We start from the raw sequence: 19,124 nt of genomic DNA on the forward strand, positions 1-19,124 counted from the left end.
CACCGTCCCCGGAACCGCCGGCTCCCGCTCAGTCCTCGCCGTTGACTTCCCGCTTCAGCTGGGCGAACTCCGCGACCCGCTCGGCGTGGGCGTTGTGCTGGTGGATCGACTCGTCGTTGGACTGCTCCATCCGCACCACGGCGTCGTCCGGCAGGTCGGGGTACGCCTCGACCAGCCCCTCGGCCATCGCACGGACGCAGTCCTCGACGAACTTCGCGTCGCTGTGGCTCTCGAAGGTCATGTGGTCCTCGTCCGGTCGCTTTGCGAGGTTGTAGATCCGGGCGCTCATCGAGTCGCGGGCGATCTCGATGAGGTCGTTGAGGTCGACCGACGGATCGCCCGCCGTCTCGACGGTCAGCGTCGCGTGCCCCCGCTGGGAGTGGCCCGGTTGCGGTACCTCCTCGAGGAACCGGTCGATGGTGTCCCGATCGACGTCCAGCCCCTGGAGGACGTCGCGGGCGCGGGACTCGCTCATCCCCTGCGAGCACGGACAGACCGTCATCCCGACGACCTGACAGCCGACCTCCTCGCGGGTGCCCTCCTCGGTCGCCGTCGCGGAGGCGACGATGTCGGCGGTGGCCTGCGTCGGCCGGCCCGTCGCCGGCGTCTCCTCGCGGATCATGTACTCGGCCTCCATGCGGACCTCCGCCTGCGTCGTGTAGTCGTGTTTCTCCAGCAGGCGCTCGGCGACGTCACCGCAGACGTCCTCGACGGCCATCGCCGGCTCGGAGACCGCCTCCTCGAGCATCTCGTCGACGACCTCCATGTTCCGGCTCATGTCCGCTCCCTTCCGCCAACTCGGCAGGTCGACGAAGACGTCGAACTCCGCCATCAGCACGATGGGGCGGTCCTCGGGCCGGTGGAGCTTCACGAGCTTCTCGACGCCCGTCACCCCGACCCGGTTCAGGCCGACGCTCACGTCGGGCGTGGACGCCTGCACGTCCGGCAGCTGTTGACTCATTGTGATTTAAGTGGGTTCGGTCGACGTTAGGGCTTTCGAAAGGGGAAGCGCCGGAAACCGGCGGGGTTCGCGGGCAGGCGGCGCGTCTCACCCTCCGGCTCGCTTCGCCGGCACGCGTCTCACTCCAGTTTCCCGAGCGCGGCGAAGAACTCCAGCGGCGGCCCGGCGATCCGGACCGGCTCCTCGGCCCGTCGTAGCCGGACGTTCGTCGGCGGAGTGACCCGTTCTCGGGTCCGGCCGTCGGCGACGACGAAGGCGTGATCGGCCGCCTCGACCCGGACGGTCACCTCGGCGTCCGTCGGCACCGCAAGCGGCGGCATCGGTCCCTCGGCACACATCTCCGTGACGACGAAGGCCGACACCGCCGGGTGGACCAGCGGCCCGCCCTCGCTGAGGTTGTAGGCCGTCGACCCGGTCGGCGTCGAGACCAGCGCACCGTCGGCGTGGCTCCCCGAGTAGAGCGCGCCGTCGACCCGTATCTCGATGCCGACGCCGTTGTTCCGGCCCCGTCGGGGGCCGAGCACCGCCACCTCGTTGACGGCCGCCGGCAGCGTCCACCCCTCGCCGGTCGCCCGTATCTGCGGCAGTTCCTGGCAGTCGAGGGTGCCCTCGCGGGACCGCTCGGCGGCCCGCCGGACCGTCTCGACGGCCTCCTCGGGCGAGACGACGTTCAGGAACCCGACCTCGCCGAGGTTGACCCCCATGACCGGCGTCGGCGTCACCTCCCGGGCGGTAAAGAGGAAGGTCCCGTCGCCGCCGATGGAGACGACCAGATCGCACTCGCCGAGTTCGCCCACCGGCGTTCCCGGACACCCCAGACTCGCCGCGGTCGCCTCGTCGACGGAGACGGTCGCCTCGACGTTCCGGCGGATCCGGTCGGCGAGTTCGGCAGCCCGGGCGTTTCCCTGCTGGGCGACGATGCCGACGTGCATCGAACCTCCCTTCTCCGTCCAGGGACAAAAGCCACCCGAAGCCGGACCTGACGGGTAACATTAACGTTGCCGTATGTCCAACGGCCCGTATGCGCGAGGCACGCCGGGGCCGAACATGAGCGGGAACGAGGACGACTGGTTCGAGGACGCCGGCGGCGACTCCCTCGACGACGACGACCTCTTCGAGGACGACTTCGCCTCGGCCTTCGAGGGCGGGACCGGAAGCGAGGGCTTCGAGGAGGACTTCGAGTCCGACATCCCGCGCATCGACCTCGGCATCGAGGGCCTCGACGAGATGATACAGGGCGGCATCCCCGAGCGCTCGCTTCTGGTCGCCATGGGCGCCGCCGGGACCGGCAAGACGACGTTCGGCCTCCAGTACCTCCAGCGTGGCCTCGAGAAGGACCAGAAGGCCATCTACATCACCCTCGAGGAGAGCCGCGAGGACGTCATCCAGGCCGCCACCGAGAAGGGGTGGCCCTTCGACGAGTACATCGAGTCCGACGAACTCGCCATCGTCGACCTCGACCCAATCGAGATGGCCAACAGCCTCACCTCCATCCGCGGGGACCTCCCCCGGCTTGTCGACGCCTTCGAGGCCGAACGACTCGTGCTCGACTCCGTCTCGCTTCTGGAGATGATGTACGACAACCAGGCCGAGCGCCGGACGGAAATCTTCGACTTCACCCGCTCGCTGAAGCAGGCCGGCGTGACGACGATGCTCACCAGCGAGGCCGCCCAGGGCAACCCCTACGCCTCCCGGCACGGCATCATCGAGTACCTCACCGACGGCGTCTTCGTCCTCCAGTACGTCCGCTCGGAGTTCCGCGAGACGCGACTGGCCATCGAGATCCAGAAGATACGGAACGCCAACCACTCCCGGGAGACCAAGCCCTACGAGATCACGAGCGACGGCATCTCGGTGTACCGGCAGGCGAACATCTTCTAACCCACTTTTACACGGCGCGCCTCCGGCGCGCCGGCAAAAACGTGGGGAAAATATGCGCGCCCTCCTCCAGTCGCGCCGCCTCGCTTCGCTCGCCGGCGCGGTAGTCGTCGGGCGCTACGGCGACTCGCTCACTGCGTTCGCTCGTCGCCGCGCGACCGACGGTGATTCTCCAACTGGACGCTCACTGGTACTGGCTTCGTACCCGGGAAATCGTGTTGAATCTCACCCCTCCGTTTCGATCTGGGGAGGAGGGAGCCGTCAGTCCCCGTGTCGCGTCACGCAGTTCGACAGGCCGACGAGTTCGACCGGTTCGGAGTTGTCCGGCGAGTACACCACCATCTGACCCTTCTCCATGTAGGGGACCTTCCCCTCCAGGTTCGAGGGGATGTTGACCGCCGAGATGGCGTCCTCGTCGCCGAGGTTCAACACGACGGTGGTGTTGATCTGCTTGAAGATGGGGTCGGCGATGTCCTGGGGGTCCTGCGTGATGAGAAAGAGCCCGAGACGCTCCTTGCGGCCCTGTTTTGCGGCCTCGGCGAACTTGCCGATGACCTTCCTGGCCTGGACGCTGTCGGCGTCCGTCAGGAAGTTGTGCGCCTCGTCGACGCCGAGGACGAGCGGCGTCTCCTCGATGCGCTCGTAGGTCGGGTCGTTCGAGAGTTTCTGGTCGACGAGCAGCGAGGCCACCGCCAGGACGACGGTCGTCGTCGCCCTGGAGTCGTTGATGTGGTAGGTCGGGACCGTCGTCAGGCCGCCCGGGCGGACGAACTCCCGGACCATCTCCGTGATGGGACGCGCCTCGGCGTCGAAGACGTCGCCGAACCCGTAGGCCCGCCGCCGCACGGCGTCGAAGGTCGCCTCGTGGACCCGGCCGGACTCGTCGAGTTCCTCCTTCAGCGCCGGGTCGTCGAGGAACGACATGAACGCCTCGTAGGTGCCGCCGTCGCGGCCGTCGAAGAAGCGGTTCAGCAGGTACCGCAGGGCGGTGTACTGGTTGTCGTTGAGGTCCGACCCGGCGATGAGCCAGGGGTTGGTTTCGACCATCCCGAAGGGGATGGTGAACTCGACCTGCTCGGCGCCGTGGTGGGCCGCCGCGTAGGTCGCGTCGCCCACCTTGGGGACGAACGCCTTCGTGTCCTCGACGCCGCCGTGGGCGATTCCCTCCCGTTCGAGGCGGCGCTCGGCGGCGGCGTCCATCGTCGGGTTGTCGTCGTGCATCTGGGCGTACTCGTCCTGCGGGTCGAACTGGACGACCGCCGGGGCGACCTCTCGGCCGCCGTCGACGGGATACCGGCGGTCCTCGGCGAGGTACTGCCGGAGGACGTTCTTGGCGGCGTGGGTCTTGCCCGATCCGGTGCCGCCGGCGACGAGCGTGTGCCGGAACACGAGCGGGTCGCCGGCCTCGTAGTCGTCCTTCAGCCGGTAGTCGATGGTCGGCGGTTCGGCGGCGGTGCGAACCTTCTCGCCGCCGACCGAGAGGTGCCCCAGGAAGACGCCCGCCTCCGGAATCTTCAGGCCGGTCTTGATCTCGGTCGAGTCCTCGGCCTGCCGGACGACCGTCTCCGGCTTGGGAACTCGGTCGGTCATCCGGCGCTTGAGGTCGCCATCGTCGGCGGTCCCGCCCGTCTCGCCGTCCGTGTACAGCACCGCCACCGGTTCCAGCGACGCCATGAACTTGTAATCGTTCTCGTCGATGTCGTCCCGGCGCATCGCCCGCCGGGCGTGAATCTCGGTCGCGTCGTCCGAGCGGAACTCCTGGGCGTACTCCAGGGCGACGATGCGGCAGAACAGTCGCTCCCCATCGGGGTAGGGGGCGACGAGGTAGCTGCCGATGCGGACCGCAGAGCGGTTCTGGACGGTGACGTACGCCCGGAGGCAGGTGTCGTCGGCCTCCTCGCTGACGACGAGGCCCTCGGAGGCCGACAGCGTCCCGATGCCGCGGTCGCTCCCGACCGGCGAGGCCGACACCTCCTCGAAGTCGTCGTCCTCGTCGGTCTCGACGTCGACGTCGGATTCTCCCCCCGAGGAGTCGTCGGGGTCGTGGCTGGCGAAGTCGCCCAGGTCGGACATACCCGGGGTGTGGTCGCCATCCGGCAAAAACCCTCCCGTGGCGGGGCAAAAGTAGAGGAGCGGGCGCAGAGAGCCAGCATCCGCGAGCGCGCTGGTGGCGCGCTCGCGGTTCCCGGCGACGAGACGGCGGAGCCGTCGAGTCGCCGTAGCGCGCGCGGACTAACGCGCTCGACCGCAGGGAGAGCGCGGCAGGAGCACGCGCGCATGTTTACACCCACGTTTTTGCCGCGGAGGCGGGTTCGGCGCTGACGCGCCGAACCGCCGGAGCGTGCAAAAACGTGGGTTTATAGAAAATGCGAGGCGAAAACCCACCCCTTTAGGGGTGGGATGAAGCCGACGACTGGGAATCAAACCAACAGACAGTAGCAGGCTGACTCCCCAGTATTTAAGAAGCACAGGCTGTACATATAAGATATGGAAGTGCGGCGTACTGTTCCCGTCACGCTTGACGTGGATAGTGACGATGCCGCGCTTCTCGAAGACACCGTAGACACGTTTCTCTGGTGCGCTCAATACGTCGTCGACCACGCCTTCCAAGGCGAGTACGTCACCACCAGCAAGACCACGCTGAACGACGAGACCTACGATGATGTGCGAGAAGCGACAAATGGCTTCAACGGAGGCCTTGTCCAAGCCGCCCGAAATAAAGCCGCTGAAGCCTGTAAGAGCGTGGTTGAGCGGTGGAAACAGAGAAAGAAGGCGTCGAAGCCGCGCATGACCTCGCCACACGTCGTCTACGACCACCGTACCGCCACGTTCTACGACGACTACGTGTCCCTCGCCACCACAGACGGTCGTATCGAAGCCGACTATGTGCTACCAGACGAAGACAGTGACACGCCCCATAGCGAATACCTGTTCTCCGACGAGTACGAGACGACCGGGGCGGAGTTACACCGCAAGCACGGCGAGTGGCAACTTCACATCCACTGCAAGACGGACGTGGAGGCTGACACGCCGGGACAGGCAACGACCACGCACGGGACGGTGCTTGGCGTTGACCTCGGCGTGAATAATCTCGCCGTCACCAGTACCGGCACGTTCTGGACGGGTGACGAGTTCGACCACTGGCGGCGAGAGTACGAGAAGCGTCGTGGGGACCTGCAAGCGTGCGGAACACGGTGGGCACACGAGAATATGCAGGCAGTCGGACGCAAAGAAGAAGGCCGGTTCAAAATGACGCTTCACCGAATATCAAACGAGTTAGTCGCTGAAGCCCGCGACCACGAGTGTTCAGTGATCGCGTTTGAAGATTTGACGGACATTCGTGAGCGTACTGGTGCGTCGTGGGGCCACGAGTGGGCGTTCCGCCGCCTCTACGAATACGTCGAGTACAAAGCCGCAGAGTACGGCATCGGCGTAGAACAGGTTGACCCCGAGAACACCTCGCGGCGGTGTTCACACTGTGGGTTCACCCATCCGGACAACCGCGAGAGTGAATCATTCGACTGCCAGAAGTGTGGCTACGAAAACCACGCCGATTACAACGCCGCGAAGAACATCGGTCTGCGGTATCTTCGTCGCAACCAAACTGGGGGCGGCGAAGGCGCACCCTTGGGCGTGCGCTTGAACAGCGGGACGCTGAACGTGAACGGTGACTATGAATCACCTGCCGAGGTTTCGGCCGGAACGGGAGTCCATGCTGAAGAATCCCACCGCTTTAGCGGTGGGTAGCTCAAAGTGGCATCGGGCCGCGCTCCCCGCCCTCGCCGCCGGACTGGCGGGCCCGCGAGAGCAACTCCGAGACCGGCGGTTCGTACTCGTAGCCGGGGACGACGCCCTCCACGTAGGTCCCCTCGACGAACTCGGCGATGGCCTTGGCGATGTCGGGCGCGCGGTCGGCGTTGCCCCACTCGAAGCCGAAGACGGCGACGGCGTCGCCGGCCTCCTCGAAGACCCGCTGTTCGTCGAGTTCGACGTCCTCGCGGACGGCCATCGTCGCGTCCTCCAGGCGGCGCTCGTAGGTGTCGAACCACCCCGACTCGACGGCGGGTCCCACCTCGTCGGCCGTGGCCGCAGCGAGCGTCGGCGCGCGCACCTCCAGCGTGTAGTACAGCGCCCACTCGTCGGTCGCCTCGGCGGTCACCCGGCCGTCGAAGGTCGTCGTCGTCACCGCGAACCACTCGCCGTCGCGCTCGAAGGCGTCGTGGGCGTCGAAGGCCCGGACGGCCCGCTCGGGGGGCGTGTCGGTCATCGAGAACGGATAGGGGAGGGTCGCTGAAAAGCCCGTCGTGACGGAGCGTGGACGGCCCTGCCGGACTCAGGCGGGGTCGTCGCCGTCGGCGGCCTCAACGTCGGGGAAGAAGGGTTCGTACTCCTCGTGGTAGAACGAGCCGAGTTCCGTGCCGTCGAGCGTCTTCGCGTAGCTGTACATCTCGCCGGTCTCGATGGCCGCGTTGGCGAGACCGCCGGCGCGGCGGCCGTCGTAGTGTCCGGCGACGACGATCTCCGTCTCCGTGTCGGGGTCCATCAGTTCGACGACGATGAAGACGGAGGGACCGACCTCCCGACGGTAGACGACGAACTCCGGGAACTCCCCGTCGGCCCGCTCGTAGGCGGCCCGGAGGTCGTCGGCGTGGTTGTCGGCGACGATGTACTCGATGCCGAACCGCTCGGGGTCCTCGCCCGTGTTGCGGCCCACGGGGTTCGTGTGCAGCGCCGTCGCGGTCGTGACTTCCCAGCCCTCCTCGCGGCGCTCGGCCGCGATGGCTTCCATGTCCTCGTGGGTCAGTTCCCAGGCCTCCCGTTCGGCGTCCGAGGTGGGCGTCATGCCCTTCCTGTCGTCGTCGTTGTCCTGTTCGAAGCTCATGTCCCCCACTCCGGCGAGCGGCCGGATAACTCTTAATCCTCGTCGGCAGCCGGCTACGGGCCGCCTACACCGGCGTCGACGGCCGGCTACACGATTCCGAAGACGCTCTCCATCAGGTACGACACCACGAGGACGGCCAGGCTGCTCCAGAACAGCTTGCCGGCCGGCGTCAGCCGGCGGTCGGCCGGCGGGAGTCGCGCCCACCGCGCCGGCGGCAGCCGGCGCGCCATCTCCTCGAACCGGGTCTGCTGGTGGGGGGCAGGGATGGACCGGCCGTTCTCGGCGGTGACGCCCTGCATGCGGCCTCCGTCGGTGTCCTCGGGCGAGGTCGGCCACAGCCGGGCCGTCGAGTACGCCATCAGGCCGAACCCCGCGACGAACAGAAGCGCCTTCGCGCGAACGAACCCGCCGCCGGTCACGATGCCGAACAGGAAGGCGAGCACCGTCGTCGCGGCGGCCACGACGGCCACGTAGGAGCCGGTGTCCAGACAGACCAGCGCGGCGGTTCTGACCCGGGTCCGAATCGATTCCATCGAGTCTCGTCAGTGGTGTCGGTCCTCGAGCGTCTGCTCGGGCGAGCGGTACTCCTCGGTGTGGCGGTGACAGAAGCTCTGTCGGCCGGAGTCGCTGACGGTGTGGTACTCGGGGGCAGACTCCTCACAGACCCCGCCGAACTCCTCTTTGATCAGCGCGAGCGCGCTGGATTCGTCCTTGTTCCGGACGTGGTCGGCGATCTCGTCGAGGACCGACTGGACCTCCTCGGGCACCTCGAGGTCGCCGAACAGTTCGTCGTACACCTCGTCGATGGTCCCGAACCGGGGGTCCCGCCCGAGTAGCTCGCCGAAGCGCTCCTTGATGGTCCGTTCGGCGCGGTCACGCTCGCGGAGCGCCTCCCGGAGCGTGTTGAGCTGACTCCACAGCTCGTCGTCGAGGTCGTCGTACTTTTCGGGGCGGATGCGGGCCGGACACCGGGTGCTGAACGGACAGCCTTCGGGCGGATAGCGCGGATTGGGCGGCGTGCCGTGCAGCGTTATCCGGTCCTTCTCGGCGGTCGGGTCCGCCTCGGGGATGGCCGACAGGAGCGCGTGCGTGTAGGGGTTCGACGGGTCCGTGAACAGCTCCTCGGTCGGGCCGACCTCCATGATGTGACCGAGGTACATCACCGCGACGCGGTCACAGATGTGCCTGACGACGCTCAGGTCGTGGGCGATAAAGAGGTAGGTGAGGCCGAACTCGTTCTGGAGGTCCTCCAGGAGGTTGATGACCTCCGCCTGCACGGAGACGTCCAGCGCCGAGACCGGTTCGTCGAGCACGATGAACTCCGGTTCGAGCGTCAGCGTCCGTGCGATGCCGATTCGCTGGCGCTGGCCGCCGGAGAACTGGTGGGGGTACCGGTAGTAGTGTTCCCGCTGGAGCCCGACCGTATCGAGCAGTTCCCGGACGCGCTGGCGGCGCTCCTTCGGGGTCTTCCAGTCGTGGACATCCAGCGGTTCGCGGATGATCTCCCCCACGGTCATTCGGTCGTTGAGGCTGGAGTCGGGGTCCTGGAACACCATCTGTGCGTTCCGCCGCCACCGCTGGAGCTGTTTGCCCGACAGGGATGTGACGTCCCGGCCGTCGAACTCGATCTCGCCGCCGGTGGCCGACTCAAGCTGGACCAGCGTCCGGCCGAGCGTGCTCTTCCCGCAACCCGACTCGCCGACCAGCCCGAGCGTCTCGCCGCGACGGATGTCGAAGGAGACGCCGTCGACCGCCTTGACCGGCGGATCGCCGAACAGCGAGTCGTTCTCGTAGTAGGTCCGCAGGTTGCGGACCCGGACCATCACGTCCTCCTCGTCGGCCGATTCGACCCGTCCGGTCGCCTGTGTTTCCGAACTCATCGTGATTCACCGCCGGACTGCTTCTCGATGTGGTGTCTGACCGCCTCGTCGGTCGGCATCCCCTCGGGGTACAGCAGGCAGGCCGCCGTGTGCCCCTCGGCGTCGGCGTCGACGGGGACGTGGGTCGGGTGGACCTGCTCGCACTCCTCGAAGGCCTTCGGACACCGCGGCGCGAACCGGCAGTCCGTGGCCGGTTCGTTCGGCGTCGGCACGTTGCCCGGAATCGTCTCGAGGCGCTCACCGGACTGGCTGCCGGGTATCGACCGGAGCAGCCCCTGCGTGTAGGGGTGTTTCGGGGTGCCGAACAGCGACTCGGCGTCGGCCCGCTCGACGATCTCGCCCGCGTACATGACGTTCACACGGTCGGTGACCTCCGCGATGACCCCCATGTCGTGGGTGATGAACATGATCGAGAGGTCCCGGTCGGCCTGTAAGTCCGCCAGCAGGTCGAGGATCTGCGCCTGGATGGTCACGTCCAGCGCCGTCGTCGGCTCGTCGCAGATGAGCACCTCGGGCTCGCAGGCCAGCGCCATCGCGATGACGGCCCGCTGGCGCATCCCGCCGGAGAACTGGTGGGGATACTCCCTGACCCGACGGCGGGCGTCCGGGATGCCGACCGCTTCCAGCAGGTTGATCGCCTCCCGGGTCGCCTCCTGGCCGCTGATGTCCTGGTGGAGGTCCAGCGCCTCCTTGATCTGGTTGCCGACGGTGTAGACGGGATTGAGGCTCGTCAGCGGGTCCTGAAACACCATCGCTATCTTGCCGCCCCGCATCGCGCGCTGGGCCTTGCCCTCCAGCCGCGAGATCTCGACGAAGCCGTCCTGGATGTCGGCCGGCGACGCCGGGTCCCCGTCGGTGACGAAGACGCAGTCGTTGGCGTCGACGCCGTCGATTGCGTCGGTGTAGCCCGCCGCGGCGAAGTCGACGACGGAGGCCTCGCCCGCCTCGTCGTAGCCGAAGTCCGAGGGCGTGGCGTCGACCGACGAATCCGCGAACAGTTCCTCCGGGTCCCGGTCGGGCAGCGAGGCGACGTCGACGGTCCGCTTGGGGAAGCGGTCGGCGAACTCCCGGACCGTCTCGACGTCGCGGTAGCGGATGCTCGACCCCTGGAGGACCCGCCCCGGCGACTCGATGAGCCCCATCAGCGAGCGGGCCGTGACGCTCTTGCCGGACCCGCTCTCGCCGACGATGCCGACCGTATCGCCGGGCGTGAGGTCGAAGGAGATGCCGTCGACCGCCCGGATGGTCTCCTTCTGGGTGAAGAAGGCCGTCTGGAGGTTCCGGACGGTCACGATGGCGTCGGTCTCTTCGGCCGTCCGCTCGACGGTCGTCTCGACCGCCATCACCCACCACCACCGGTTGCCGCGGCCTCGCCACCTTCACCGATGTCGCTCTCGGGGTCGATGGCGTCGCGGATGCCGTCACCGAGGGCGTTGAACCCCATGACGACGAAGACGATCATGATGCCCGGGATGGTCGAGATGTGCCACGACGACGTCGAGATGTACGACCGGCCGCCGCTGACGATACGGCCCCACTCCGGGGTCGGGCGGCCGATGCCCAGCCCCAGGAACGACAGCGCCGCCGTCGAGATGATGATGCCGCCGAGCAGCAGCGACCCGTATATCATCAGGTACGTGCCGACGTAGGGAGCCATGTGCTTGCGCATCGTCATGAACGGGCTCTGGCCGTAGCTCTTGGCGGCGTCGACCCACTCCTCCTCGGCGACCTGTAACGAGGGACCGCGTATCGTGCGCCACAGCGACGGCCAGTACACCCCCGCGAAGATGAGTCCGAGCAGGAGTCCACCGTCGTAGATGTCGATTATCGGGTGGTTCGCCTTCCTGAACAGCACCGATAACAGCAACACGAGCAGGAACGCCGGGATGGAGATGATGGTGTCGCTGGTGAGTATCGTGAGGAGGTCGACGAGCCCCTTGTAGTAGGCCGTCACCAGCGACAGCACAAGCGCGATGATGACCCCGAGCCCGATGGCGAGCAGGGCGACGAAGAGCGACGTACGAGCCCCGTATACCACCTCCGTCGCCATGTCCTTGCCGGCCTGATTGGTTCCGAGCGGTGCCCACCGGCTGTACTCGTCGTAGCTCAGCGGGCCGACGTTCTGGTCGCCGCCCTGCGAGCGGCTGTTGATGTTTGCCACTCCGTGGGTGGTCGTCTTGACCTCGCCGTCCTCGACGTACTGGACCTCGTGTTCGTAGGGGTTGTAGATGTTCTCCTGGGCCGTCGCGGGACCGAGGGCGGGTGCCCAAAGCGCCATCACGACGAACGCGAAGATGATGGCGAAACCGAAGAGTCCCCAGTAGTGGCCCCGGAATCGGTTGACGGTGTCGTCGCGGGGCGTCCAGTCGGCCTCCCGGTAGTGGTCCCGGAAGACGTTGTACCCCTTCCAGACCCACGCCAAAACGAGGAACGCGTAGGCGTAGACGACGAACACCCGGAGCGCCCACGCCCACGCCGGCGACAGCCCGAGGAACGTGCCCTCCCAGCCGCTGCCGTTGGGGTCGCGGTACCCCTGGTTGGGGATCACCTCGCGGCTGGTCACCGAGGGCAACTGTGCGACCGCGTCCCCGAGACCGGCCAGCGCGCCAAGCGCGGCGTCGAACACCGCCCCGAATGGAGTCAACACGACCAGGGCGGTGAAGACCCCGATGACCGCCGCGATGATTCCCCGTTCGAGGATCTCCTCCTGGGCGGCGCTGCGGTCGATTCCCAGCCGGCCGACGAGCGATATCGGCACGAATAGCCACTTGACGACGACCCCGGCGAGAAACAGCATGAGGAGGATGGCGATCCAGTAGGCGACGCTGCCGACGATGACCCCGAGCGTCTGCCCGACGTTGCTGGCGACCCAGCTCGGCACCGTCGAGAGACCACCGACGGTGAAGAGGATGGCGTCACCCGCCTTCACCAGCGCGCCGGCGAGACGGCCGAGTTCGGCGGCGAGCAACAGCAGGGCGCCGGCCAGCCACACGAGCGCCGGTCGCGGGTTCTCAGCGATTCGTTCTCGAAGCGGCCTGTCGTCCGTGTCGTTGGTCGTGCTCATTGTCAGTCGTACCCCACGCGCGGGTCCAGAATCGTGTACAGCAGGTCCTGCAGGATGTTCAGGCCGATGATTATCAGGGTGAAGATGAAGAGCAACGCGCCCGCCAGCGGCAGGTCACCCTGGGTCGCGGCCTGGAAGAACAGCGCACCGATGCCGTTGATGTTGAAGATGACCTCGACGATGACCGACCCCCCGATGAGCAGGAACGCCTCGGTGGTGATGACCGGAAGCAGCGGGATCATCGCGTTCCGGAAGACGTGCTTCCAAACTATGACGCGGCTCGGCAGTCCCTTGGCCTTGGCCGTCTCGACGTAGTTGGAGTTGATAGTCTCCAGGATGGCCGTCCGGCCGATCCGGAGCTCCGTCGCCATCGACGCCGACCCCAGCACGATGGCCGGCGGGAGTATCACCTTGATGGCCACGAACAGCCCCGTGGGGTCGAAGTTCACCCCCGTCGGGACCGAGAGGACGCCGAGGCTCGCCCAGTCGGTGAGTACGAAGAAGTCCAGCGGCGGCGACCCGATTATCGACTCGGTGTTCGGGCCGAACGTGTACCAGTCGAACCCGAAGAGCCCGCCCCCGTCGCTCCGCCGAAGCACCATCAGAAGCATGATCGACAGCCAGAAGTTCGGCATCGCCAGCCAGATGATGCCGCCCGAGGAGGCGAGGTAGTCGCCCCAGCTGTTGGGGTTGAGCCCGCCGTAGAAGCCGAGCGGGATGCCGACGAAAAGCGGCAGCAGGATGGCCCAAAAGCCCAGCCACAGGGTCCGCGGGCCGAAGATGCGGAGGAGGGTGGTGACCTTGCGGTTCTCCTGAACGACCCACGACTGTCCCAGGTCGAAGGTCAGCAGGCTCCACATGTAGTCGACGTACTGCTTCCAGAGGGGCTGGTTCAGACCGAGCTGCTCGCGTATCCGGTTGCCGGACGCCGCGCCGGCGTCCGGGCCGAGTATCGCGGCGACGGGGTCCAGCGGCCCCATCCTGAGGATGACGAAGATGAGCGTCATCACCAAAAAGAGGACGGGAATCGACAGCAGGAGCCGCTTGAAGAAGTATCGCCAGCGACTCATGCCTTCTCACTTGCTGCTGTAGCAGTGGTCATATTTGTGCTATCCGATGGGTATAGGTTCAATGACCTTATGGGCCACGGTTCCCCGGGACGGGGCGTCGGAGACGAAAAAGCGAGACTGCGCCGAGTTAGCCTTCGTCCTCGAGGCCGACCTGCCAGTCGAGGTAGTAGCCGTTCGTCTCGGCGGGCATCGTGCTGGTGTCGGTGTTCTTCGGCTCGAAGCCGAAAAGACCGTAGGCCGGCGAGACCCAGCTCCAGATCCAGCCGAGCGAGTAGAAGGCGAGTTCGCCGCTCTGTCCGCGGCTGATGAGCGTGTTGAACGGCGCCTTCTCGAGGTTCAGCGAGACGCCGGTCCCGCTGAGCTTGTCACGCGTGATCTGGCCGAACTGCTGGAAGACCTCCGAGTCGTAGGTCGTCAGCGTGATCTCGAAGGGGTCGTCCGACGTGAATCCGGCCTCGTTGAGCACCTGCGTGGCCGACTCGCGGTCGGTCTCGTTGCGCGCGTAGGGCCAGTTCTCGACCCACTCGTTGTAGCCGTCGGTGCCGGTGGGCCACATGCCCGGCGGCGTGAAGCTGAAGGCCGGCTGGCCGCGCCCCTTGAACACCTCGTCGATGAGCTGCTGGTGGTCGGTCACGTAGGCGACGGCCTGTCGGACCGCCTTCGGAGCCTGCGGGACGTTCCAGGCGACGTAGAAGGTCGTCAGCTCCGGCACGCCGAGGTAGTTAACCGTGTCGCCGTTCTCGAGCGGGCCGTACGTACCGACCTGGCGGCCCAGGTCGTCCTGTTCGGCCTCGACGTTGTCCGGGTTGTAGAACGTCGTCGGGATGCCGAAGACGTCCAGGTTCCGCTCGTTGATCGCGGTCCAGTAGGCGTTGTCGTCGGAGATGATCTGCCAGTGGACCGAGTCCAGTTCCGCGGTCGAGCCGTGGTAGTTGTCGAAGCGGTCGACCTGCGCGTGGTCGTCCGGGACCCACTCGTTCAGCTGGAACGGCCCACAGCCGTTGGCGACCGACGTCGAGAACTCGTCCTGGGTGACCTCGCCGTCGTAGCCCTCGACGTCGCCGACGTAGCCCTCCGGGATGGCGGCGAAGGAGTCGTACGCGAGGATGTCCAGCGCGAACGGCTGGGGACTCATCAGCGTCATCTCGAGGGTGTACTCGCCGGTGGCCTCGACCGCGAGCGAACCGGGGACGAGCCGCTCCTCCTCGGAGGGTTCACCGTCCTCGGCCGTCGGCGTCACCGTCACCGTCTCCGTCTCGTGTTCGACGCCGAGTTCGTCGAGGACGAAGTTCGCCCGCTGGCTGTTGGGCGACTCCGCAAGCCGGCGGAACGCGTACACGAAGTCGGCGGCCGTCACCTCGCCGCCCTTGTGGTACTCGACGCCCTCCTCGAGCGTGAAGGTGTACGTCAGCAGGTCGTCGGACACCTCGACCTCCGTGGCCAGCTGGTTCTCCAGCTGCGTCGCGATGCCGTTCTTGTAGTTCGTCAGGTTCTCGTACATCTGTCCGATGACGATACCCGACGCGGTGTCCGTCGACTGGATGGGGTCCAGCGACGACATCGGCGCGTTGCGGAGGTTGAGGACGTTCTCCGACTTCTGGTCGCTGGAGGTGTCGACCGTGGCGTTCTGGAGCTGCTGGCGGTGGCTCCCCAGCGAGCCGCGCTTGGGAACGCTGGCCCAGTCGTAGGAGAACCGCTCGCCGAGGCGGTGGTACAGCGGCAAGAGTACCATGTCGTCTCGGACGGCCTCCTCGACGGTGACGAAGGCCTCGTTGCGGGCCTCCTCCTGGTCGGGCGCCTGGTTGTTCTGGTACTTCTCCCAGGCGTCCTGGGCCTTCTGGGCCTCCGTGGCCAGGACCGGGCCCTCCATCTCGGTCGCGGTCGGGTCGTCACCGTTCCCGTTGCCGTCGCCGTTTCCGTTGCCGTCGCCGTTTCCGTTACCTTGCCCACAGCCCGCTACGGCCACCGCGGCCGCCGTACCGCCGGTTGCTGTGAGGAACTTACGTCGGGAAAGGCTACTATCCCCTGTCATCTCGTCCGTTCCATATCCCTCGCCCCTTATAAATGACTAGGTATTGGGACTGAGTATTGCGCGGAAATTTGCGCTCCACGGAGGCGGGTCGCCGGCCTATTAATCGACAGATATGGCTGTCGTTACCACGAGTGAGTACCGATGTACAGGTGAGTACATCGACAGGACGAACGACCCCCCGCTGCTCGGCAACCCCCGCGTACGTGCGCACTCTTCGTTTGTTGCTGCCACAATCGCTCGATCACCGGATTCGAACCGAGCCGAGACGCACCGGACACCTCGCTGCGCCGCGGCCCCGGACTGCGGTCCGTCGGCTTCGTACTCCGCCGCCACTCGCAGGGCTCTCACCTTCCTCGACCGATAAGTGCGAGGGGAGGGATTCGAACCCACGGACCTCTACAGGAGCGGATCTTAAGTCCGCCGCCTTTGTCCAGACTCGGCCACCCTCGCGCGATCGTGAATCCGGGAGCGCCGCCAATGGGCGTTTCGGTCGCCCCCCGTCACCAGTCGACCGAGAGGCTCCCGTCGCCCTCCGGGTCGGGCGCTATCTCTTCGTCGGTGCGTCGGTCGACGACGTGGATGACGCCCCGGTCCTTCTTCGCCGGGCATACCTCCGCAGCCCGGACGTTGTGATCGAGGTCCGCCTCGTCGAAGAAGTAGACGTTCGGCTGGGCGATACCCGTAGAGAGCTCCATCTCCCAGTTGTCCGAGACCTCCGCGCACTTGCCCGCGGCGATGCACTTGTTGGCCTCGAAGATGATCTTGTAGGGGGCCTCCTCGATTGGAGGTGCGTCCCGCTCGCCGATCTCGCTCGGGTCGACGGGGTCGTCGGCCATACCCGTACTCCGGGCCCGACCGATTTGGCTCTGACGACTACTCGGCGGGGACCCCCGGCGCGTCCGGGGTCCCGCCGGCAGCCGCCTCGAACTTCCGGAGGCGCTCCGGTCGGGCGATGGCGTACACCGTCTCCCCGGCCGCGAGCGGCCGGTCCCGCGGCGGAATGGCCTCTATCGGGCCGTCGGCCGGCCGGACCGCGACGACGGCGAGATCCAGCGCGCCGACGGTGCTGGCGGCCAGCGGGCTCCCGACCGCCAGGTTGACGGCACCCATCGTCTCCGCGGCGGAGCGCAACTGGCCGGCGAACTCCCGGTCGGCCCGCACCTCGGCGGGCAGCGTAACGAGCCGATAGCGGGCCTCGGGGTCGAGGAGGTCCGTCTCCGCCTCGTCGACCGCGAGCGTGACGACGTCGTCGGCGGTGCCCCGGATCTCGGCCGTGAGGACCCGCTCGGGACCGTCGCCGGCTCTCGGGTCCCCGAGGGCCCACACCTGGACCGCGTCGCCGGGACTGGCGTTGTTCGGCGGGTCGGCCCTGACCGCCACGGCGGCGCTGCCGGGCGGCAGCGTCGGGCCGAGGCCGGCCTCGCGGCTCCCGAGCGCGAGGTACTCGACGCTCCCGTCGTCGGCGAAGTCGACGTCGACGTGGCCGACGCCGTAGTCGGTCCGGAGCCGCTCGACGAACCGCGCCCGCAGCGCCTCCAGCGTGAGCCGCCGGGGAAAGACCAGTTGCTGGCCGGCCAGCGCCTCCTTGACGACCGGGTCGACGGGGTCGTAGCCGTCGATGTCGCCGATCTCCTCGGGAACCTCGACGGTGATGACGCGGCCGACGGTCTTGACGATGCGGCTGACGTCCCGTTCGACGGTCCGGGCCCCGGAGACCGCGAAGAAACCGAGACCGAGCCGGTCGCCGGCCCGCCCGCCGACGTCGGCCGCGACCGCGGCGACGAAGAACACGACGACGTTGAAAAGTGCCGTCCCGGTCGCCACCAGTTCCCCCTGTCCGCCGATGACCTCGCCCAGCGCGCCGGAGGTGTTCAGCGACAGTGCGACGCCGCTGAGTCCGACCAGGACGGCGAGGCCATCCGGCACGCGCTCGTTGGCGTACCACCGGTGGAGGAGCCCCATGCCCGCCCCGAGAACCGCCGACAGCACCGTGAGCACGACGAGCCACGCGGCGTCGACGGCGAGGCTCTCCCCGACAGCGCCCTGGAGGACGGCAGCGGTCACGCCAGTACCTCCTCGAAGGCGTCGAGCGCCTGGGCGGTTCCGACGACGAACAGTTCGTCGCTGGCCCGCAGTTCGACGTCCCCGTCGGGGGCGACGAGCCAGCCGTCCGGCCGCTCGACGCCGAGTACCGCGACGGCGTGGGCGTTTCGCAGGTCGGCGTCGCCCAGCCGCGTTCCGACGAGGCCGCTCGTCTGCCGGACGGTGACCTTCCGGAACCGCTTGCCCGCCCGCCGCAACAGCGAGAGGAGTTCGTACTCCCGGCGGGTGCCGCGGGCGGTGACGACGACCGTCGGCCGGTCGACGCCGAGCAGCGTCTCCGCGTCGGCCCGCGCGACGGCGACGGTGAGCCGTCCCTCGCCCCCGGTCGTCGTGGGCGCGGCGACCGGCGGCGCCGGCTCCGCCGGTGTCCCGCCGTCGGTCGTCGCCGTCCGGCCGCTCGCGGCCCCCGTCCGCGCGGCGACGACGGTGCCGTCGACCGAGACCCCTCCGGCGGAGAGCGTGACCTCATCGCCCCGGGCGAGACCGGTGGGGACGAGCGCCTCGACGGAGACCGCCCGCTTGCCGGACGGGACCCGCTTCGACACCCCCGAGAGCGGCGGCGCGGCGACGACGGTTGCGGTCCCGCGCTCGTCGATGGTCGCCGAGACGTCGGCCAGGTCCAGTTCGGTCCGCAACCGGTCCTCGAAGCGGGTCTCCAGTTCCGAGAGCGGCAGGTCGGCGGGAAACCGCCACTCCCCGGTCCTGATCGCCTCCCTCGTGGCCGCCGACAGCGGCGGGTATCCCTCCATGTCGACGACCTCGCCGGTGACCTCGACGTGGACCTCCCCGCGCGAGCCGACGAGTTCGACCACCTCGTTCGAGAGGGTCCGATCGCGGAGCTTCGACAGCGACAGCCGTCGCGGGAACTCCGCGCCCATCCTGTCGCCCCTCGCGTGGGCGTACATCGACACCATCGACACGACGATGAGCGCGACGACGACGCGAAAGCCCGACCCGACGACGGCGGGGTCGTTCAGCGCCAGCAGCCCGCCGTTGATGCCGGCCAGCGCCAGGGCGAGCACGACCACGCCGAAGGCCGGAATCGAGACACCGGTGACGTACTTGAACAGGAAGCCGAGCCCCCACGAAACCAGAGCCGGAAACACCCCCGTGAGGACGCCGAGATAGATGCCGAAGAGTATCTCGACGGGAAGCGGCTGCGCCATGCCCGCCACCACACCGGCCTCCGGTAAACTACTACCGGCGAGGTCGGAGGCCGGAGTGCCGGCGGTTCGGGGGTCTCCACCAGCGACC

At 67.6% G+C, this 19,124-nt stretch carries 16 protein-coding genes and 1 tRNA gene; 2 read left to right on the plus strand and 15 right to left on the minus strand.

Annotation, left to right across the window (positions count from 1 at the left end; all coding sequences use genetic code 11):
* Window positions 1-28: 28 nt before the first annotated feature.
* Both mptA and NLF94_RS06435 read right to left on the minus strand, forming a co-directional pair.
* Window positions 29-961 (minus strand): GTP cyclohydrolase MptA, encoded by a 933-nt coding sequence (mptA, locus tag NLF94_RS06430; RefSeq protein ID WP_254840644.1) that lies wholly within the window; start codon window positions 959-961, stop codon window positions 29-31.
* 119 nt (window positions 962-1,080) lie between these two features.
* Window positions 1,081-1,893 carry an NAD(+)/NADH kinase gene (locus NLF94_RS06435; RefSeq protein ID WP_254840645.1) on the minus strand — a complete coding sequence of 271 codons (813 nt, stop codon included), beginning with the start codon at window positions 1,891-1,893 and terminating at the stop codon, window positions 1,081-1,083.
* A 73-nt stretch (window positions 1,894-1,966) separates the two neighbouring features.
* On the opposite strand from NLF94_RS06435, the gene NLF94_RS06440 reads away from it, so the two are divergent.
* Window positions 1,967-2,842: a KaiC domain-containing protein gene (locus NLF94_RS06440; protein ID WP_434085385.1), complete on the plus strand. Its 876-nt coding sequence runs from the start codon at window positions 1,967-1,969 to the stop codon at window positions 2,840-2,842.
* Between the two features lie 258 nt (window positions 2,843-3,100).
* Here NLF94_RS06440 and NLF94_RS06445 read toward each other — a convergent pair whose 3' ends face one another.
* Complete coding sequence (locus NLF94_RS06445) at window positions 3,101-4,912, minus strand: ATP-binding protein (RefSeq protein ID WP_254840646.1); 1,812 nt, start codon at window positions 4,910-4,912, stop codon at window positions 3,101-3,103.
* Window positions 4,913-5,326: 414 nt separating this feature from the next.
* Here NLF94_RS06445 and NLF94_RS06450 point away from each other — a divergent pair, with 414 nt between their 5' ends.
* On the plus strand, window positions 5,327-6,586 hold the full coding sequence (locus tag NLF94_RS06450) for an RNA-guided endonuclease InsQ/TnpB family protein (RefSeq protein WP_254840647.1): 1,260 nt from the start codon (window positions 5,327-5,329) through the stop codon (window positions 6,584-6,586).
* 1 nt (window position 6,587) lies between these two features.
* Here NLF94_RS06450 and NLF94_RS06455 read toward each other — a convergent pair whose 3' ends face one another.
* From NLF94_RS06455 to NLF94_RS06510, 12 genes are all read right to left on the minus strand, one after another.
* The gene (locus NLF94_RS06455) at window positions 6,588-7,106 is read right to left on the minus strand and encodes a DUF5813 family protein (protein WP_254840648.1); all 519 of its coding nucleotides are present in this window, start codon (window positions 7,104-7,106) and stop codon (window positions 6,588-6,590) included.
* Between the two features lie 66 nt (window positions 7,107-7,172).
* Window positions 7,173-7,721 (minus strand): DUF7529 family protein, encoded by a 549-nt coding sequence (locus NLF94_RS06460; protein WP_254840649.1) that lies wholly within the window; start codon window positions 7,719-7,721, stop codon window positions 7,173-7,175.
* Between the two features lie 86 nt (window positions 7,722-7,807).
* Window positions 7,808-8,254, minus strand: a complete 447-nt coding sequence (locus tag NLF94_RS06465) for a DUF7555 family protein (RefSeq protein WP_254840650.1) — start codon at window positions 8,252-8,254, stop codon at window positions 7,808-7,810.
* Window positions 8,255-8,263: 9 nt separating this feature from the next.
* Window positions 8,264-9,601 (minus strand): ABC transporter ATP-binding protein, encoded by a 1,338-nt coding sequence (locus NLF94_RS06470; protein ID WP_254840651.1) that lies wholly within the window; start codon window positions 9,599-9,601, stop codon window positions 8,264-8,266.
* Complete coding sequence (locus tag NLF94_RS06475) at window positions 9,598-10,944, minus strand: ABC transporter ATP-binding protein (RefSeq protein WP_254840652.1); 1,347 nt, start codon at window positions 10,942-10,944, stop codon at window positions 9,598-9,600. Before NLF94_RS06475 ends, NLF94_RS06470 begins: the two co-directional genes overlap by 4 nt.
* On the minus strand, window positions 10,944-12,665 hold the full coding sequence (locus tag NLF94_RS06480) for an ABC transporter permease (RefSeq protein ID WP_254840653.1): 1,722 nt from the start codon (window positions 12,663-12,665) through the stop codon (window positions 10,944-10,946). The genes NLF94_RS06475 and NLF94_RS06480 overlap by 1 nt, the downstream gene beginning before the upstream one ends.
* Window positions 12,666-12,667: 2 nt before the next feature.
* Window positions 12,668-13,735, minus strand: coding sequence for an ABC transporter permease (locus NLF94_RS06485; RefSeq protein WP_254840654.1), 1,068 nt, complete (start codon window positions 13,733-13,735; stop codon window positions 12,668-12,670).
* A 127-nt stretch (window positions 13,736-13,862) separates the two neighbouring features.
* The gene (locus NLF94_RS06490) at window positions 13,863-15,701 is read right to left on the minus strand and encodes an ABC transporter substrate-binding protein (protein ID WP_254840655.1); all 1,839 of its coding nucleotides are present in this window, start codon (window positions 15,699-15,701) and stop codon (window positions 13,863-13,865) included.
* A 431-nt stretch (window positions 15,702-16,132) separates the two neighbouring features.
* Window positions 16,133-16,217, minus strand: a tRNA-Leu gene (locus NLF94_RS06495).
* Between the two features lie 50 nt (window positions 16,218-16,267).
* Window positions 16,268-16,603, minus strand: coding sequence for a ferredoxin (locus NLF94_RS06500; protein WP_254840656.1), 336 nt, complete (start codon window positions 16,601-16,603; stop codon window positions 16,268-16,270).
* A 37-nt stretch (window positions 16,604-16,640) separates the two neighbouring features.
* Window positions 16,641-17,831, minus strand: coding sequence for a DUF8167 domain-containing protein (locus NLF94_RS06505; RefSeq protein WP_254840657.1), 1,191 nt, complete (start codon window positions 17,829-17,831; stop codon window positions 16,641-16,643).
* A complete protein-coding gene (locus NLF94_RS06510; protein ID WP_254840658.1) occupies window positions 17,828-19,036 on the minus strand; it encodes a potassium channel family protein in 1,209 nt (402 codons plus the stop codon). The genes NLF94_RS06505 and NLF94_RS06510 overlap by 4 nt, the downstream gene beginning before the upstream one ends.
* Between the last annotated feature and the right edge of the window lie 88 nt (window positions 19,037-19,124).

Source organism: Natronomonas marina (assembly GCF_024298905.1).
Classification (GTDB): domain Archaea; phylum Halobacteriota; class Halobacteria; order Halobacteriales; family Haloarculaceae; genus Natronomonas; species Natronomonas marina.

Excerpts from the sequence above, each read along its gene's own strand:
- mptA (WP_254840644.1), bottom strand. The coding sequence starts at position 961 with ATGAGTCAACAGCTGCCGGACGTGCAGGCGTCCACGCCCGACGTGAGC.
- NLF94_RS06435 (WP_254840645.1), bottom strand. The coding sequence starts at position 1,893 with ATGCACGTCGGCATCGTCGCCCAGCAGGGAAACGCCCGGGCTGCCGAA.
- NLF94_RS06440 (WP_434085385.1), top strand. The coding sequence starts at position 1,967 with ATGTCCAACGGCCCGTATGCGCGAGGCACGCCGGGGCCGAACATGAGC.
- NLF94_RS06445 (WP_254840646.1), bottom strand. The coding sequence starts at position 4,912 with ATGTCCGACCTGGGCGACTTCGCCAGCCACGACCCCGACGACTCCTCG.
- NLF94_RS06450 (WP_254840647.1), top strand. The coding sequence starts at position 5,327 with ATGGAAGTGCGGCGTACTGTTCCCGTCACGCTTGACGTGGATAGTGAC.
- NLF94_RS06455 (WP_254840648.1), bottom strand. The coding sequence starts at position 7,106 with ATGACCGACACGCCCCCCGAGCGGGCCGTCCGGGCCTTCGACGCCCAC.
- NLF94_RS06460 (WP_254840649.1), bottom strand. The coding sequence starts at position 7,721 with ATGAGCTTCGAACAGGACAACGACGACGACAGGAAGGGCATGACGCCC.
- NLF94_RS06465 (WP_254840650.1), bottom strand. The coding sequence starts at position 8,254 with ATGGAATCGATTCGGACCCGGGTCAGAACCGCCGCGCTGGTCTGTCTG.
- NLF94_RS06470 (WP_254840651.1), bottom strand. The coding sequence starts at position 9,601 with ATGAGTTCGGAAACACAGGCGACCGGACGGGTCGAATCGGCCGACGAG.
- NLF94_RS06475 (WP_254840652.1), bottom strand. The coding sequence starts at position 10,944 with ATGGCGGTCGAGACGACCGTCGAGCGGACGGCCGAAGAGACCGACGCC.
- NLF94_RS06480 (WP_254840653.1), bottom strand. The coding sequence starts at position 12,665 with ATGAGCACGACCAACGACACGGACGACAGGCCGCTTCGAGAACGAATC.
- NLF94_RS06485 (WP_254840654.1), bottom strand. The coding sequence starts at position 13,735 with ATGAGTCGCTGGCGATACTTCTTCAAGCGGCTCCTGCTGTCGATTCCC.
- NLF94_RS06500 (WP_254840656.1), bottom strand. The coding sequence starts at position 16,603 with ATGGCCGACGACCCCGTCGACCCGAGCGAGATCGGCGAGCGGGACGCA.
- NLF94_RS06510 (WP_254840658.1), bottom strand. The coding sequence starts at position 19,036 with ATGGCGCAGCCGCTTCCCGTCGAGATACTCTTCGGCATCTATCTCGGC.